The sequence below is a fragment of the Bifidobacterium thermophilum genome, assembly GCF_002846655.1.
Classification (GTDB): domain Bacteria; phylum Actinomycetota; class Actinomycetes; order Actinomycetales; family Bifidobacteriaceae; genus Bifidobacterium; species Bifidobacterium thermophilum.
This window is the reverse complement of record NZ_PCGX01000007.1, coordinates 146,421-162,583: the sequence shown is the minus strand read 5'-3', so window position 1 is coordinate 162,583 and position 16,163 is coordinate 146,421. Positions and strand designations below refer to the sequence as shown.

The window sequence follows — 16,163 nt, the reverse complement described above, 5'->3', positions numbered from 1 at the left end:
TGTGACAACCAAACCGGGGCACCGTCGTGCATCCATCAGCGTGCCGTATACATCAATCTCTGTACGCCCGTTCGATGGCCTGGTCCAGGTCGGCGATCAGGTCGGAGACATCCTCAAGGCCGATCGACAGGCGGATCAGCTGGTCATCCACGCCGGCGGCCTTCAGATAGCGCGATGGGACTTCCCGGTGCGTGATGCGGGCCGGGTTGACAATCAGCGAGCGCGAATCACCGATATTGGGCACGTAGGAGAATACACGGACCGCGTCGATGATGCGCAGTACGCGGCTCTCGTCACCTTGCGGCGAGAACGACAGAATCGTGCCCACACCGTCAGGGAAATCACGAGCGACCAAGGCCGCCTGCGCGGTGTTGCCCAGACCAGCATAGTTGACACGTTCAATGCGCGGATGTTGCGACAGATGCCGAGCGATGGCGGCGGCGCTCACAACTTCTTGGCGCTCACGGACGGCGAGAGTTTCCAGTCCGACCAGTTGCAGGTAGCTGTTGAACGGGCTGGGTACCGCCCCGAGCGTGCGCAGGTATTTCACGCGGATGCGCCGGATGAACGCGAGAGAGCCGAATTTGTCCCAGAAACTGTGGAATTCACCGTTGCGCTCGTCACTGATAGCCTGTTCGACCATGGTGAACTGCGGGTAACGCCCACGGGACCAGTCGAATCGTCCCGCGTCAATGATGACTCCGCCGATGGCGTTGCCATGCCCTGTGATGCCTTTGGTGGTGGAGTGGACAACGATATCCGCACCATGTTCGATTGGCCGGTACAAGTAAGGTGTGGGGACGGTGTTATCGATGATCAGTGCGACACCGTGACGGTGGGCCAGTGTGGCGAGCGCGGGCACATCGGCCACTTCGGTTGAGGGGTTGGCTACAGATTCCGCGAAAATGGCGCGGGTTTGCGGTGTAATCAGCGCTTCGACGGCGTCAAGGTCGTTGATGTCGTCGACGAAATCGGTGTGGATACCGAATTGGGGGAAGAACGAAAGCATCGCGTCCACCGAGGCACCGTACAGGCTGGTGGGGGCGATGATGCGCCCGCCGCCTTCCGCGGCGCACAGAAGCGCGTATGAGACGGCGGCCATGCCGGAGCCCACGGCGACCGCTTCGGCACCGCCTTCAAGTTCGGCGAGCCGCCGTTCCAGTACGGCGGTGGTCGGGTTGGCGACGCGAGAGTATGAGAATCCCTGTACCGCCCCGGAGGCGAGATTGTCGCCGTGTTCCGCAGTGTGCATGTCGAATGCCGCGGTCGCGTAAATCGGCACGTTGCATGCTTCGGCGTTGCCGGCAGTGTCGTATCCCCCATGAATCGCCGCGGTGGCGAACGCTCTATCCGCGGTGTCACCGGCTGGAATCGCGCAAGGCGCAGCGATTGCCAGAGTGTGGTCGGGAACAGGAACGGATGGGTTGGTCATTGGGGTCATCGCCTTTGGGATACGTGTGGATGGATAGGGGGTATGGCAGGGAGCGTCGTTACCGCGCCAAAACTGCTTTCATTGGAGGAACTTGCGGAATCTGCGGCATCATCGATGTCGCCGGCATCGTCGGCGTTGTCGAGATTGCGCAACGCAAGCAACGCGAGCGTCGCCAATGTCCTGCCAGCAGGGGCGAGCGCGTCAAGCTGCGGGTAGAAGGTAGGGCCGTGCATCGGCCGGTCGCCGTTGCCTACGCCGATATGCAGAAAAACGCCAGGAGCATGGCCGAGATAGTAGGAGAAATCCTCTCCCCCAAGCGTGACCGGCGAGGATTGCGGTTCAAGGCCGGCCTCGCGGGCTGCCTGTTCGGCGATGCGCGCCCAGCCGGCATCGTTCACAACCGCCGGCGAACCATAGTCCCAGTGGAAATCGGCATCCACCGACCACGCATCGGCCAGACCGTCTACCAGTGCCTGTATCCGGTCATGAAGGAGGCGCCGGTCCTCGGGATACGCGGTGCGCACGGTTCCTTCGATGAATGCCCGGTCAGGGATGACGTTCCATGTGCTGCCCGCCTCAATGTGGGTGATGCTCACCACACGCGGGTGGGTGGGGTCAAGGTCGAGCCCCGCGAGGCTTTCCAGCCCTTGTGCCAGACTGATCAGCGGGCGGATGGGGCTGCGGCCGGCATCAGGATGGGCGGCGTGCGATCCCTGCCCGGTGATGGTGATGGAGAACTTGTCGACGGCCCCGCTGACCGGCCCGGCACTGATGCCGATCCGACCTGGTTCGAGCGCGTTGGAATCATGGGTGCCGAAGAATGCCTCGACGTCATCCAAGACCCCTGTACGTAGGACGACGACCGCACCCGTCGGTGTGTCCTTGGTGGCAGCGACTTCTTCCGCCGGTTGGAAAATTACTTTCACCGTACCTGCGAATTCGCTGCGCTTCTCTTGGAGCTCAAGCGCTGCGGCGAGGGCGACCATGAGGTTGAAATCATGACCGCACCCGTGCAGGTATCCCGGATTCAGCGATGTGTACGGCAATCCGGTCTGTTCTTGGATAGGCAGCGCGTCAATGTCCCCACGCAACGCGACCACATGATGACGCGTCGCAACCGGGAACGTGACGCCGGGGGCCGTCCGCGTGCCTTGAATCTGCGCGACCAACCCGGTAGACAGTCCGCTCTCAAGAATGGTCACACCGTGGTCTTTCAGGATGCCGGCGATTTTCGCCGTGGTTTCCACTTCAGCATAGGACGGTTCCGGATGCTGGTGGAACCATCGGTACCATTCGTGCAGCTCGCTGTCGCGCAGGGGCATGGGTTTCTCCTTCTCGTGGTGTCTGCCGCTCGGAAATGAGCGATGAGGTTCGGAAATCGCTGTGTCGGCAATCAGATGTCGCCGAAGCTCCACAGCGCATCCATACCGCCGGTTCCCGGACCCGAATATTCCCATGAACCGGTCAGTGCGGATCGGTCAGCCGGTTCGTTCCAGCGTTCGTAGTAGGCCTGCCGGTCGGCCGGGCCGTTGTCCTCAGTGGTGTCGGTTGTGGTCGTGTAACCGAACGAATACGCATATGAACCGTCATCGAACGGCAGGAATCCCAAGGCGCGCAATTCCTCATCGTCGATGAATCCCGGGGTCTGGAACAGCTGCCGGGCATACGACCACAGGTGCGGATAGTCCCACAAGTGACGCACATCGTGTCCGACACGTTTGACCACGCGTGGACGGTAGGTCACTTCGTAGGCGGCTAGTGTCTGGAAGAGACGCGCATCGCTGTCGGTGAGGTACGGACCGAACAGGTACCTCCGGTTTTCGAGACGCTGGTTGATTTCCGCGAGTCTGGCCTCGAACACGTCGAGGGCCGCCTGCGCGACATCCCGACGCGGAGAGAAGATGATTTTATAGGTGCCGTTGTTGATGTCGTCGAACAACTGCTGGTTGAGCAGATCGATCTGCGGTCGAAGGAAATCCGGGTACAGATCCGGCGCTCCCTGCTTATGGTATGGCTTCCATACGGTTTCCCAATCCAGCGTCAAGGTCTGGTACTCATTGGTGACGACTTTGCCGGTCTGTTCGTCAATGACGGCGGGCGAAGTGGCGCGTCCCGAGAATTCCGGATCAGTAGCACGATAGAAATCCACGAGGTGCGTGTAGCCGAATTTCTTGCCCAGCCCTTCGGGATCGAGAATCCACCCAGCATCGGTTTTGCCGAGCACGGACTCAATCGCCACCACCTGGTCGAGGCCGGTGAGCCTTAATACGATGCGCTGACGCCGGTTCCAGCCGCAGCCAATCAGCCCAATCACGCGGTACCGGTTCGGGATAACCGGGATTTGTCCTCGTCCGTATCCGAACCGACGAGAAATCTTATTACCTTGGCGGCGGAAATCCCCTTCAGGCGTAATTTCGTCTCTCACCCGTTTCAAAGCGGCATAACCGCTACCATCGCCATCATTCGTCGCATTGCTCAGCAAGCAAGCAGCCCGAACCGTTCCGTCTAGCGTAATCTGCTGCGCCATCAGTGCTCCTTTTCGTTTTCATGGTTCGCAAGTCTCGTTCTGTTAATTCAGGACGCTGGCGTCGGGCGTCTGGTCAGCGCCGAACCATTTGACGTCGATCTTCTTCGATGTCCCGTCCTTGACGACTTCCTTGAAGGCCTTGTTGATGTCGTCGCGCAGCTTTGTCTCGCCCTTGGGCAGAACAAGATAGCTGTAGCTGTCGGAGGACAGTGAAGACTGCGCCTTCTCCCCCAGACTCAACGCCTTGGTATCGAGACCGCCCTTCTTCTTGAGATAGCCGAACGTCGGCTTGTCGAGGAAGTACACGTCCGCGGTGCCGTTCTCCGTCTGCCGAATGGTGTCAAGTCCTTCATTCTGCGTGTAGACAAGCTTCGAAGCCTTGGACGGGTTGGCATCGTTGTACTTCTTCAGCGCAAGGGAGATGTTGCATCCCGAAGCGCAGACGAGGACCTTCTTGCCAGCCAGCTCGTCAAGTGTGTTGATTGCCTTGATGCCGCTTGTCTTGCTGACGACCGCGACATACTGGTCCTGGTAGATCGGGTAGGTGAACTCGTACTTCTGCTCACGCTCTTTGGTTTTGCTCAGATTGTTGACGGCCAACTGGTAGCGGCCGGCATCAAGACCAGTGAACAGGGCGCTGAACTCTGCGGTCTTCCATTCGAGCTTGTATTGGGGCAACTTGGCGAAAATCGCTTCTGTCAGTTCGGCGTTCTGCCCGCTGACATTGCCGTCCGCATCCTTGAACACGAACGGCGCCGGACCGCCACCGGTGACCGCGACGATTGTGCGGGTCTTCGTGCCCGACGAAGATGATGCCGAAGATGACGATGCCGACCCCGAGCCACATGCGGACAGCCCGGATGCGGCGAATACGATGGCGGCCAATGATGCGGCGGCCTTGATAATCAGTCCTTTGTTTTTCATGTTGTCTCCATATCTCTTTGCGTGATTGCCTTGGATTGTCTTGCCGAAACCCAATTAGCACCTGATTGATGATTGGTATGTACCGCACGTTATCGGCGCGACATGCATGAAACGCCCCCGGCTCCACAAGACGTGGTTATGGCAGGTTATTGGGTCGCCTGTTTTCAGGGAAAACCGTTTGTCGAACGCCTATCAGGGAAAGTTGGAACGTGTTGCAACCGGCGGCGGGAGCGCCGAAAACGTTCGGGACAAACCGTGCCGAAAACGCAAGACGGCCCGCACCACCTTGTAGGATGGCACAGGCCGTCTTGAGTTCGGAAGCGTCTCCGGACCGTTCAGTCCCCTGAAGAACCTGTCAGATCCTCACCGAACCATTTCTTGCTGATTGTTGTAGCGGTACCATCCTTGATGACCTGCTTGAGCGCCTTGTTGACATCGTCGCGCAGCTGCGTCTGGTCTTTCGAAAAAATCAGGTAGGCATGGCTGTCCGCGGAGAACTTTGATTCCACCGCTTCACCGATATCGATGCGCTTGGCATCAATGCCGGCTTTGTCTTTGAGATAGTAATAGCTCGGCCCGTCAAGGAAGTACACGTCGCCGGTGCCGTTCTCAACCTGGCGGATGGCATCGGCTTCCTCGGCTTGCGAGTAGACGATCTTGGATGCCTTCGACGGGTTTTTCTTGTTGTAAGCCTCCAAGGAGGACACGATATTGTACAAACCTGCCGGAGGCACGATGATGCGCTTACCGGCGAGATCCGCGAAGGATGAGACCTTCTTCAGCGAATCGTCCTTGCGCACCACCGCCACGTATGGCGCCTAGTACAACGGGTCGCTGAACAGGTACTTGTCCTTGTTCTTCGCCGTCTTGGAGAAATTGTTGACGCCCATCTGGTACCTGCCCGCGTCCAGTCCCGGGTAGATCGCCGAGAAGTCCGCGGTCTTCCACACCAGCTTGTACTGGGGCAGTTTAGCGAAAATCGCCTTGGTCAGCTCGATGTTCTGTCCATACAACGAGCCGTCAGACGCCTTGGTGATGAACGGCTCCGGGGCACCTGCTGATACCGCCGTGATGGTGCGCACTTTGGTTCCGGAGTTCGCCGTACTGCTCGTCGCGGTTCCCGTACCGCTGCATGCAGCTGTGCCCGCAGCCAGCAGTACGGCCAGCACCGCCGCCGCACCCGCCCGCCAAGCAGACGCCAGGCTACGGCCGGTTCTCGTTGATATCGTGTCTGTCATATCAGTTTTCTTCTCTTCTGTTCCTTACGTCGGGCGTGAGGTTCAGTCCCGGTAGAACCCGTCGTACGCGCCGAACTGCCACAGTTCGAAGCTGCCGCCGCCGCCCGGGCCGGAATACAGGGGCGAACCGCTAAGATGCGTACGATCGGCAGGCTCCAGCCAACGTTCATACAGCGCCTTATGCTCATCTTTCACCGTCTGCGGTGTAGGACCGTCGTTCTCCTCCCAGGTCGCTGCGCGATAGTTGCCGTTCTCGTCAGGCGTGAAGCCGAGAGCATACAGTTCCTCGTCATCGATGAACCCGGGCGTTTGGAACAGATCCCTGCCGTAGGCGAACAGGTTCGGATAATCCCAGATGTGGATGATCTCATCGGTGTTGAAAGTGCGCACAAATCCGGGGCGATACGTGCTTTCGAAGGATTCAAGGGTCTGGAACAGCCGTACGTCGCTGTCGGTGATCCGGTCACCAAACAGATAACGACGGGAAGCCAGACGGAAATCGTAATCGGCGAGGCGAGCTTTGAAAATTGTGTAAGCGGCGGTGGCAGCACCTTGCGACGTGGCGAAATTCACCTTGTAGGTGCCGTTGTTCACGTCGTCGAAAATCTGCTGGTTGAGCAGGTCGATCTCCTGGCGAAGCTCCTGCGGGTATAGGTCCGGCGCACCCTCCTTGTGGAACGGCGCCCAAGCGGTCTCCAGATCGTTGCTCAGGATGTGATAGTTGTTCGTCACGACTTTCCCGGTGCTCAAATCGACGACGGTCGGCGAGGTACCGCGACCGGAGAAATGGTCGGTGGTGGCACGATAGAAATCGTTGAGCCGCTCGTAACCGAACAGATCCGCCACGCCTCCCGGAGTGTGAGTCAGTTTCCAACCGTTCTCGTCACGCCCGTACACGATTTCAGGGGTGAACGCGTCCCACAGGCCGAGCAGGCGGATGACGATGCGCTGACGGCGGTTCCAGCCGCAGCCCAGCGCTCCAAGGATGTGGTAACGCCCGGCTTGCACCGGCGCCTGACCCGGCCCAGAGCCGAAACGGACGGTGAACGCGTTGCGTTGACGGCGGAACGCCCCATCCGGCGTCTGTTCGACGGTCGTTTCTTCTACAGGACGATCCCGCTCGTCATGTCCAGGACGGGACACACGCTCACGGTGTGCCGCAACGCCGCAAGCATCTGCGGCCACGACTGACAGTGGTTGCCCGTTGGTCGAAAAATCGAATGTCATATGTTTCTCCTCACGTTGATGATGTACGGGGATTGGAATCCGGTTTGATGAACCGGTTGCTTGATTTCCGATTATCGGCGTCCGCAGTCACGAACACAACGTTGCGCCTATCACCGTTTATGCAGTGTCGATATAACGATTCTGTATTATCAGCAAAGTTGATGACGTGCGTGCAACACGTGCCGTCATGGTCTTACAACTCCCGTCTACATCGTCTCTTCCAATGCGCCGATGGCATGGAACGGATTGCGGTGACTCGGGAAGCCATTGCGTTGTCGTCGCTGATTGCGTTTTCGCCGGGTGTTGTCGCCCTGTCATGCGATTCCCACTCGTAATCCGTCATATCTCTTGTCCTTTCGCCGCATGATGTCAGAAATGACTGACGGCATCACCGGAAACAATCCAGCGATGCCGTCGATCAATCATGTTCTATTCGGTGATGTCGTAAATGAAGAACAATAACCGCTGTCCTCCATCGACAATCAATGTCTCCATCTCAGGGTGCCGCACAAAACCGCACCGTTGGTACAGGCGATGCGCGTACGGCATATTTGGGCCGGAATGGATGAGCAGCCGTCTATAGCCGTATGCCTTGGCGACCGCGATATTGTGTTCCACGAAGGCTTTGCCCAACCCGTGGCCGCGCCCTTTTGGCAGCACACCCATGGTATTGAATTCGAATGTCGGTTCGTTGCTCAATGCGGGCTTGACCGTCGTGCATGCGCCATACAACTCACCGGACGCATCGGAGATGACCCAGATATCCTCTTTCGCCGATCTTCCAGAAATATCAGTGAGCCGATGATGGTATTCCTTGGTCATCGGACCATTCGTGGAGAACGCCTCCACCAGCGTGCGCCCCACAGCGTCATATTCGTCGGGATGTGCAAGCCTCAGATGCAGGCCGGAACCCAAATCCCAATCCTTGAGACCAACTGGCAGCGTGCTTGCGTCAGCATACGCAGTCACTGTCATTCACACCGCCTCCAATGCGAAATCCTCACGCTCATGTTCTTCACGACGCGCTTTCTGTGCTTGCCAGGATACGTTCCGGGAGGCATCGGCACCGGGATGGTCCGTCCCATACCGTTCGAAGGAAGATAGGAAGTCACGCAACCGGTCGGTATGCGGATTGCCGAAAATCTCCTCCGGAGTCCCCTGTTCCACGATCTTTCCCCCTTCGAGGAAAATGACCCGGCTCGCGATGCTACGAACGAAACCCATTTCATGGGAGACCAACAGCATGGTATTGCCCGCCTCGGCGGCCGTAGCAATCGTACGCTGCACCTCGTTCACGCGTTCGGGGTCGAGGGCCGATGTCGGCTCATCAAGCAGCAGCAGCCGCGGATCCATGGACAGCGCCCGTGCGATCGCCACACGCTGTTGTTGCCCGCCACTCAGATGCTGGGGGTAATGGTCAGCCCAAGCTTCCAAACCGACATTGCGCAGTTCACGCAAGGCCCTGTCTTGCGCCTGATTCTTCGGTAGGCGCTTGACCACGGTCAACCCTTCCATGACGTTCTGCAGCGCGGTGCGATTACGCAACAGGTTGAACTGTTGGAACACCATAGCGGTCGACCGGCGAATCTCGAGTGTCTCGTCCTTTGACGCGTTGGCGAGGTCATATGTCTTGCCATCGATTTCCAGTTCGCCGGTGTCGGGGTGCTCCAGCAGATTGATGGAACGTAGAAATGTCGATTTTCCTGTTCCCGACGGGCCGATCAACGCCACGACCTCGCCGTCCTCGATATCGATGCCGACTCCGTCGAGTACCTTGTGCCCATTAAAGGATTTGCTGATATTCCTGATGCTAATCACGGGCGACCGCCTCCTTGGCTACCGTTCCTGCCAAGGTTGCAATCCCCGGCGTATTCAATGCGGGCAGTCTGCGCACCGATCCACGCGCCGGCGCCGTCTGAACTGGCTGCGCCTGTTCGGGTTCGGTTTGCGCCACCTGCCGCAAGGCCGGTGCCTGTTCAGGGACAGACAGTCGGCGTTCGAGCCAGGCACCGACCCGCTCCAGTAGCAGGGTGATCACCCAGTAGATGATTGCCAGTGAGCAGTACATCTCGAAGTACCGGTATGACGAGCCCGCCATAATCTGGCCAGCCGCCGTCATATCAACGACCGCGCACACGAACGCCAAGGAGGTGCCCTTGATCAGGCCGATAAGCGAATTCATCAGACCAGGCAAGGCAATGACACCCGCCTGTGGAAGAATGACCCGCCGCCTGACCTGAGCCGAAGACATGCCCAGCGAGCGCGCCGCCTCAAGTTGTCCCGGATCGACCGCAGTGATCGCCGCACGAATGACCTCCGCCATAAACGCCGACTGGTTGAACGCGAGCGCGAGAATCGCGAACAGGACCGGCGGCACGCTGTTGATATCCCAGTTCGTGCCGTTCCAATAATTGAGGTACTTGAGGAAAATCGGAATTCCAAAGTAGCTGATGTACAGCTGCACGATGATAGGAGTGCCGCGAAGCACCGAAATATACACCGTGCTGATCTGGTACAGTACCGGCGTACGCTTGACACGGATGAGCGCGATCACGAAGCCGAGTGCCAAACCGATGACGCCGGCAGCGACGGTGAGTTCCAATGTGACCGGCAGATAGCGCAATAGTTGCGGAATCTGGGTAAACACCAGTTTTGCATTGAATAAATCAGGCATGATAATGCGCGTGTTCCTTGATATGTATTGTTGTACGTTTCGTTGACCCTTGCGGGATGCGGTTACGGTTCTTGCGAAACACTTGGCGACGTTCCCGTCACAGTATCCACGCAGTCAGGTCGCTTTCCCGCCTACCGCGCCACCTCCACGAACTGAGGCTGAGCCGCCTTCTCCGCGACCGCGAACGCCTGGTCGAGGTCCTCGATGAGGTCGTTCACGTCTTCGATGCCGATGGACAGGCGGATGAGCTCGTCGGTGATGCCGACTTTGAGGCGTTCCTCGCGCGGCAGTTCGAAATGCGTCATGCGACACGGCAGTTCGGCGAGGCTTTCCACTGCGCCGAGGCTGACGGCGAGCCGGAACAGGTGCAGGTTGTTGAGGATTTCCGCCGGGTCGATGCCTTTGACGACTTCGAAGCTGAGCACGCCGCCGAAGCCTTTGAGCCCCTTGTCGGTGTCGCCTGGCTGGCGACCGCCTTCGACGCCCGGATAGTGGACGGTCGCAACGAGCGGGTTGTCGAGCAGCCAGTTCGCGATGGCGACGGCGTTGCTCTGCTGGCGTTCGATGCGCAGGCCGAGCGTCTGGATACCGCGACGCACGGAATCGGATTCAGCCGGCGGAAGCACACCGCCCAGCCGGTTCTGTGCATAGTAGACGCGCTCGCCCAGCTTGTCGTCGCGCACGACGGCGAGACCGGCGATGACATCCGAATGCCCGGCCAGATACTTGGTCGCCGAATGCAGGACGATGTCCGCTCCCAGATCCAGCGGCTGCTGCAGATACGGGGTCACGAAGGTGTTGTCCACAATCACGATGGCACCGTACTTGTGGGCAATCCGCGCAATCGCGGCGACATCGTTGACCTGCAGCAGCGGGTTGGTCAGGGTTTCGAAGTAGACGGCCTTGGCGGGTTCACTGGCACCGTCCTCGTCGCCGGCGACGCCAACGCCGCTGATCGCCGCTTCGAGCGCCTCGTAATCATTGGTGTCCACGGGCTGGCTGACCAATCCCCAGCGGGTGAAATGCTCGTTGAACTGCGAGTAGGTGCCGCCATACACGTTGCTGCCGACGACAATGCGATCGCCGGGCTTGAAAATCGAGAGGACCGCGTGGATCGCAGCGAGTCCGGACGCGAACGCGAAACCGCGCGTGCCATGCTCAAGCTGCGCGATCTGACGTTCGAGGAAATCGCGGGTCGGGTTGCCGCTGCGCGCGTAATCCCAGCGGGGCATGGACTCGACCGATTCGAAAGCATACGTGGATGAGTTGTAGATAGGCGGATTCACGGCCCCGGTCGTGTTATCGTTCACCGGCAGTCCGTGGACCAGCTGAGTGTTGAACCTCGTCATAGTGCACCCCCTAGGTAGTGTCGCAAGCGCCGCGGGCAGGCCGGGCGGATTGTTGGTTTAGTTGTTGGGTTGTTGTGTTTGCTGTTTGGTTTGGTTGTGTCTGCCGTGTTGCCGGCGGCGGGACCTTTCGGCCTCGCGTTGGTTACGAACCTAATCGCGCAAGGCTCGCAGATACAAGCTGCAAGGCATACGGGATACTTATATGCGGCTAACAACCGTTGCGGCGATTGAGGTTTTGCCGTTTGACGGGCAGAGTCAGGCGAGCGCGACACGCGGGATGCGGGTGGCGGTTCACCACGAGAAGACAGCGCTGCGACACGCGGCAGCGGGCGCCGCGGAGCGAGGGAGCGACGCTGCAGCCGAAGGACAATCGGCACCGGTGATGGCGGGTCTGTTTTGGCACAGCACTCAACCACTGGCTGCGTATGCGCCGACATACACAACTCACCACATCACCACTGAACCACCAGGCTCTCGGGATGAAAACAGTGATTACGTACGCCCCAGCATACGAAACTCACCACACCGTCACTTTCCAAGCCGTTCCCCACGCACAAAGTACCGATCGCGCATGTCCCGGCATACACAATTCGTCATGCTTCGGCTCACTGGATGGCGTCATCCTCAGTGCACTCAGCGAAGGGACATATTGATGCGGTTCACTGTGTGAGCCAATCCTCACACAACAAGGGACGAACCAGTCTGTGTGGCCAATTCCTGCCAACGGACCGGTCACCGTGCGAGCGAATCCTCACACAACGGGCCCCTGACCAGCTCAATCAGCTGATTCCGACCAACGGAACGGTCACCATGTGAGCCGATCCTCACAAACCCGCACCTCCAGCCGCCGAATCCAGCGACCTCAGCCTCCCGACCCGTCACTGTGTGAGTCAATCCTCACACAACGGAGGCCTGGCTACCCCTACAAGACGATTCCAACCACTGCACTGGTCACCGTGTGAGCGAATCCTCGCACAACGGCACCGCCCGGCGAGAAGGAACCTGCAGCGAGCCTTTACCGGTCTGCGCCCGCCACAGCGGCGAGCAGCCGCGCGACGTTTGCGGCGGTGGCGGCGAGGTTATCGGCGGTCTCCCGGCACGCGTCCGCAAGGGACTGCGGTTCGCGAATGATCGGGAACACTGCGTCGATGCCGCACGCGTAGAGATCCGCGGATGCCGAATAATCGGCATCATCCCGAGGAATAGGCCGAGCGGCTGAGCCATCGGCGCACCCATCCACACCCCGGCTCCCGGCAACTGCCTGTGGCACTGCGGCGACACCGCGGGCGACCGCTCCGGCGAGCGCTACGACCACCATGCGCGGATTGGCTCGTTTGACGATGTGAGCGACACCGGCCGGGGTTTTGCCGTAGGCGGTCTGCCCGTCGATCCGCCCCTCCCCAGTGATGCACACGTCTGCCGTCCGCGCCCTGCCCGCCAGCCGCGAGGCTGTTGCGACAAGCTGGATGCCGGGTTCGATGGTCGCGTTTGTGAAGGCGAGCAGTCCCGCCCCGGTTCCGCCCCCTGCCCCGGATCCGGGAACCGCGGCGACAGAACGCCCCAAATCACGCTCGATGACCTGCGCGAACCGGTCGAACGCATCATCAAGCTGCCGGACCATACCAGGGGTCGCACCCTTTTGCGGCCCGAATACCGCGGATGCGCCAGTCGGCCCGGTCAGCGGATTGGTGACATCGGTGGCGATGCGGACCTCTGTATGCGCGAGTCGCGGGTCCATGCGGGCGGTGTCGATATGGTCGAGTCGCGCGAGCGCCGCACCGCCCGGTTCCAAGTCCCGCCCGGTCGCATCCAGTAATCGAGCGCCAAGCGCCTGAGCGATGCCGGCGCCACCATCGTTGGTCGCGCTGCCGCCGAGCGTAACGATAATCGTGCACGCCCCATCATCGAGCGCGTGCCTGATCAGCTCGCCAGTGCCGAACGTGCTGGCATGCAGCGGGTCGTGCGTATGCTCATCCACGTATTGCAGGCCGCTGGCACGCGCCATCTCTACCACGGCGACACGCCCGAACTCGGCCGCTGTCGCACGATTCGCATTTCCGGCGTTTCGCACACCAGCGAATCCCCGTGCACCCGCGATTCCCTGTGTACCCGCGGTTCCCCTCACACCGCCGATATTCTGCGCATCCAACAGCCCGTACTCCGCGCGGACCGGCCGCATCAGCGGATCGTGGACCATCGCACTGCAGCGCCGCCCGCCAACGGAAGCCAGCAGCGCATCCAGCGTGCCTTCTCCCCCATCAGCCATCGGCGCGATATCGCAACACGCCGTCGGGCAAACGGCCTTCACCCCGCGCACGACCGCACGACATGCCGCCACGGCATCAAGCGACCCTTTGAACGAATCCATCGCAATGAGAAACTTCACGGCTCCAGCCTAAAATGAGGACGCAACCAGCGGCACGACACGACACGGTCAGGCATTCGCAACCGAACGCCAGCCGCCAGCCCACCGCACGCCGCACACCACGCACGAACCCAGTGCACGAACCCAGCACGCAGGAGACAACGATGCCATCATCAACCAACACCACCGGTATCAGCACATACACGCCATCCCCCGACCGATACGAGACCATGCCCTACCGGCGAAGCGGCCGCAGCGGTTTGAAACTGCCCGCCATCAGCCTCGGGTTTTGGCATAATTTCGGCGATTTCTCGCCGTTCGACACGATGAAACAACTGTGCTTCACCGCATTCGACCATGGCATCACGCATTTCGACCTCGCCAACAACTACGGGCCGGAACCCGGCAGCGCCGAACGCAACGCCGGCAGGATTTTGCACGATTATTTCGGCGCACACCGCGACGAGCTGGTCATCAGCACCAAAGCCGGATTCGACATGTGGCCCGGCCCATACGGCGACCACGGCAGCCGCAAATACCTGCTCGCCAGCCTCGATCAGAGTCTGACGCGACTCGGCCTTGACTACGTCGACATCTTCTACCACCACTGCCCTGACCTGGACACGCCGCTCGAGGAAACCATGGGTGCGCTCGCGCAGGCGGTCACAAGCGGCAAAGCGCTGTACGTGGGCCTGTCGAACTATGACGGGCAACGGCTCGAAGCGGCCACGGCGATCCTTGACGAACTGCATGTGCCGTTCATCATCGCGCAGAACCGCTACAACATCCTCGACCGGACCGTGGAACACAACGGTCTGCTCGATGCCGTCAGCCGGCTGGGCAAGGGACTGATCACCTACAGCCCGCTCGACCAGGGACTGCTCACCGACCGGTATCTGGACGGGATTCCAGCGGATTCGCGCGTGGCCAGGGACGGCCGGTTCCTCACCGAAGCCGACGTGGCACGCACGCATGACGCTATTGTCGCGTTGAATACGATTGCCGCTGCGCGCGGGCAGAGTCTCGCGGATATGGCGCTCGCTTGGCTGCTGCGCAAGAGCGAAGTGACCAGTGTGCTCGTGGGCGCGTCCCGACCTCAGCAGCTGCTCGACAGCCTCGGCGCGTTGAACGGGCCTGATTTCACCGATGACGAGCTCGCCGCCATAGACCGGATCGCGGGCGACGGGCGGTAACCGTCTGTGGTGGGCTCGCAACGATTGCGGTTGCGGATGAGCCGGTTGCAGATAATCCGGATGCGGTGCCGCTGCGGAAGACCAGCTGCAATCAGTACGACAGCCCAGCCTTCACAAACTAGCTACGCTGACGAACCGCCCAGCATAGCCAGTTTGTGGAGGCGCGAAACCGGCTACGATGGCAGTCCTGCTGCGTCGCCGACGCGCGCGACGACAGCCAGAACGGGAAAAGAGAAGGGCCCGGAAGACCGGGCCCTGAAAGGAGAGAAAAAAAGAGAGAAGGGATTGAATTATGGGATTCAAGAGGAGAACCCCATCAGCTTTTGCTGACATAATTTAGGATACGGACGTCACCTTGGGTTCACAATATGTTTCCCTGTGAATACTCTGAGATTCGCTCAGGCAACGTCCAGCCTGATGTGCAAGCAGTCATCCCCGTCAAGCCGATTATCCACGCCTGCCCCTTCGCGACACCGTTCATAGCCCATCCGACCGCGCTCACCCAACCACACCCGTCCCACGCAATCTTCACCAGCTCAATCCCCGACCGCCACAATTCAATCACCCGCTACACAACCACCCCGTCCAATCGCGCCCTGTCAACCGTCTCCACCCAACCTCATCCGACCGTGTCATGCTCACCCAACCGCACCTGACCAATCAACCATGTCACCCGCGCCATGCACAATGGGCGACATGAACACGTTGGGCAATATCCTGTGGCTGATTCTCGGCGGTCTCGAACTGGCTGTGGCATGGGCAATCATCGGCATCGTGCTGTGCATCACCATCGTCGGCATCCCGCTCGGCATCCAAGCGTTCAAAATGGCGGGCCTGACCCTCACTCCGTTCGGCAAGTCCGTGGTGTATGGCGGTGGCGTCGGCTCACTGCTCGCCAACATCATCTGGGTGGTGTTGGTCGGCATCTGGATGGCAATCGGCTACGTGATTGCAGGCGTACTCAACTGCATCACCGTCATCGGCGTGCCGTTCGGCATCCAGTCGTTCAAGATGGCGAAGCTCGCGTTGTGGCCGTTCGGCGCGCAGGTTCAATGATTACCGGTTCATGATCGATGCAATCGCAAAGCATGCCGTCAAACTGCCAGACGAATCCGGAATATCGGATGTTTCACGATGACGGCAGGCTTGATTTACTGGATTGGCTGAGGAGATGCCGTCAGACTGCGGGAGTTCAGCCCGGAACGGTCCGTCAGACACCGCTCTCCCGGGAGAA

The 16,163-nt window shown here is 60.0% G+C and carries 13 protein-coding genes and 1 pseudogene; 3 read left to right on the top strand and 11 right to left on the bottom strand.

The window, feature by feature from the left end; all coding sequences use genetic code 11:
* Nucleotides 1-52: 52 nt before the first annotated feature.
* The 11 genes and pseudogenes from CQR48_RS02620 to CQR48_RS02565 all read right to left on the bottom strand — a co-directional run bounded on the left by CQR48_RS02620 (nt 53) and on the right by CQR48_RS02565 (nt 13,757).
* Nucleotides 53-1,432 (bottom strand): O-acetylhomoserine aminocarboxypropyltransferase/cysteine synthase family protein, encoded by a 1,380-nt coding sequence (locus tag CQR48_RS02620; RefSeq protein WP_101451911.1) that lies wholly within the window; start codon nt 1,430-1,432, stop codon nt 53-55.
* Nucleotides 1,433-1,437: 5 nt separating this feature from the next.
* Entirely contained in the window at nt 1,438-2,754 is a 1,317-nt protein-coding gene (locus CQR48_RS02615; protein WP_180334517.1) for an amidohydrolase, read from the bottom strand.
* 71 nt (nt 2,755-2,825) lie between these two features.
* Nucleotides 2,826-3,959: a glutathione S-transferase family protein gene (locus CQR48_RS02610; RefSeq protein ID WP_205827811.1), complete on the bottom strand. Its 1,134-nt coding sequence runs from the start codon at nt 3,957-3,959 to the stop codon at nt 2,826-2,828.
* A gap of 42 nt (nt 3,960-4,001) precedes the next feature.
* Entirely contained in the window at nt 4,002-4,883 is an 882-nt protein-coding gene (locus tag CQR48_RS02605) for a transporter substrate-binding domain-containing protein (RefSeq protein ID WP_101451909.1), read from the bottom strand.
* A gap of 335 nt (nt 4,884-5,218) precedes the next feature.
* Nucleotides 5,219-6,121: pseudogene (locus tag CQR48_RS09290) on the bottom strand (transporter substrate-binding domain-containing protein).
* A gap of 42 nt (nt 6,122-6,163) precedes the next feature.
* The gene (locus CQR48_RS02590; protein WP_180334516.1) at nt 6,164-7,348 is read right to left on the bottom strand and encodes a glutathione S-transferase C-terminal domain-containing protein; all 1,185 of its coding nucleotides are present in this window, start codon (nt 7,346-7,348) and stop codon (nt 6,164-6,166) included.
* Between the two features lie 429 nt (nt 7,349-7,777).
* On the bottom strand, nt 7,778-8,323 hold the full coding sequence (locus CQR48_RS02585) for a GNAT family N-acetyltransferase (protein ID WP_101451906.1): 546 nt from the start codon (nt 8,321-8,323) through the stop codon (nt 7,778-7,780).
* Nucleotides 8,324-9,166 carry an amino acid ABC transporter ATP-binding protein gene (locus tag CQR48_RS02580; protein WP_101451905.1) on the bottom strand — a complete coding sequence of 281 codons (843 nt, stop codon included), beginning with the start codon at nt 9,164-9,166 and terminating at the stop codon, nt 8,324-8,326.
* On the bottom strand, nt 9,159-10,022 hold the full coding sequence (locus tag CQR48_RS02575; RefSeq protein WP_101451904.1) for an amino acid ABC transporter permease: 864 nt from the start codon (nt 10,020-10,022) through the stop codon (nt 9,159-9,161). Before CQR48_RS02575 ends, CQR48_RS02580 begins: the two co-directional genes overlap by 8 nt.
* A gap of 131 nt (nt 10,023-10,153) precedes the next feature.
* Nucleotides 10,154-11,371, bottom strand: a complete 1,218-nt coding sequence (locus tag CQR48_RS02570; protein ID WP_101451903.1) for a trans-sulfuration enzyme family protein — start codon at nt 11,369-11,371, stop codon at nt 10,154-10,156.
* Between the two features lie 1,015 nt (nt 11,372-12,386).
* Complete coding sequence (locus CQR48_RS02565; protein WP_244898908.1) at nt 12,387-13,757, bottom strand: glycerate kinase; 1,371 nt, start codon at nt 13,755-13,757, stop codon at nt 12,387-12,389.
* A gap of 143 nt (nt 13,758-13,900) precedes the next feature.
* Between CQR48_RS02565 and CQR48_RS02560 the strand changes: the two genes are divergently transcribed.
* The 3 genes from CQR48_RS02560 (at nt 13,901) to CQR48_RS02555 (ending at nt 15,985) form a co-directional block, all read left to right on the top strand.
* Nucleotides 13,901-14,929, top strand: a complete 1,029-nt coding sequence (locus CQR48_RS02560) for an aldo/keto reductase (RefSeq protein ID WP_101451901.1) — start codon at nt 13,901-13,903, stop codon at nt 14,927-14,929.
* A gap of 368 nt (nt 14,930-15,297) precedes the next feature.
* Nucleotides 15,298-15,585, top strand: coding sequence for a hypothetical protein (locus CQR48_RS08985; protein WP_143252460.1), 288 nt, complete (start codon nt 15,298-15,300; stop codon nt 15,583-15,585).
* A 40-nt stretch (nt 15,586-15,625) separates the two neighbouring features.
* A complete protein-coding gene (locus CQR48_RS02555) occupies nt 15,626-15,985 on the top strand; it encodes a YccF domain-containing protein (protein WP_101451937.1) in 360 nt (119 codons plus the stop codon).
* Nucleotides 15,986-16,163: the final 178 nt, after the last annotated feature.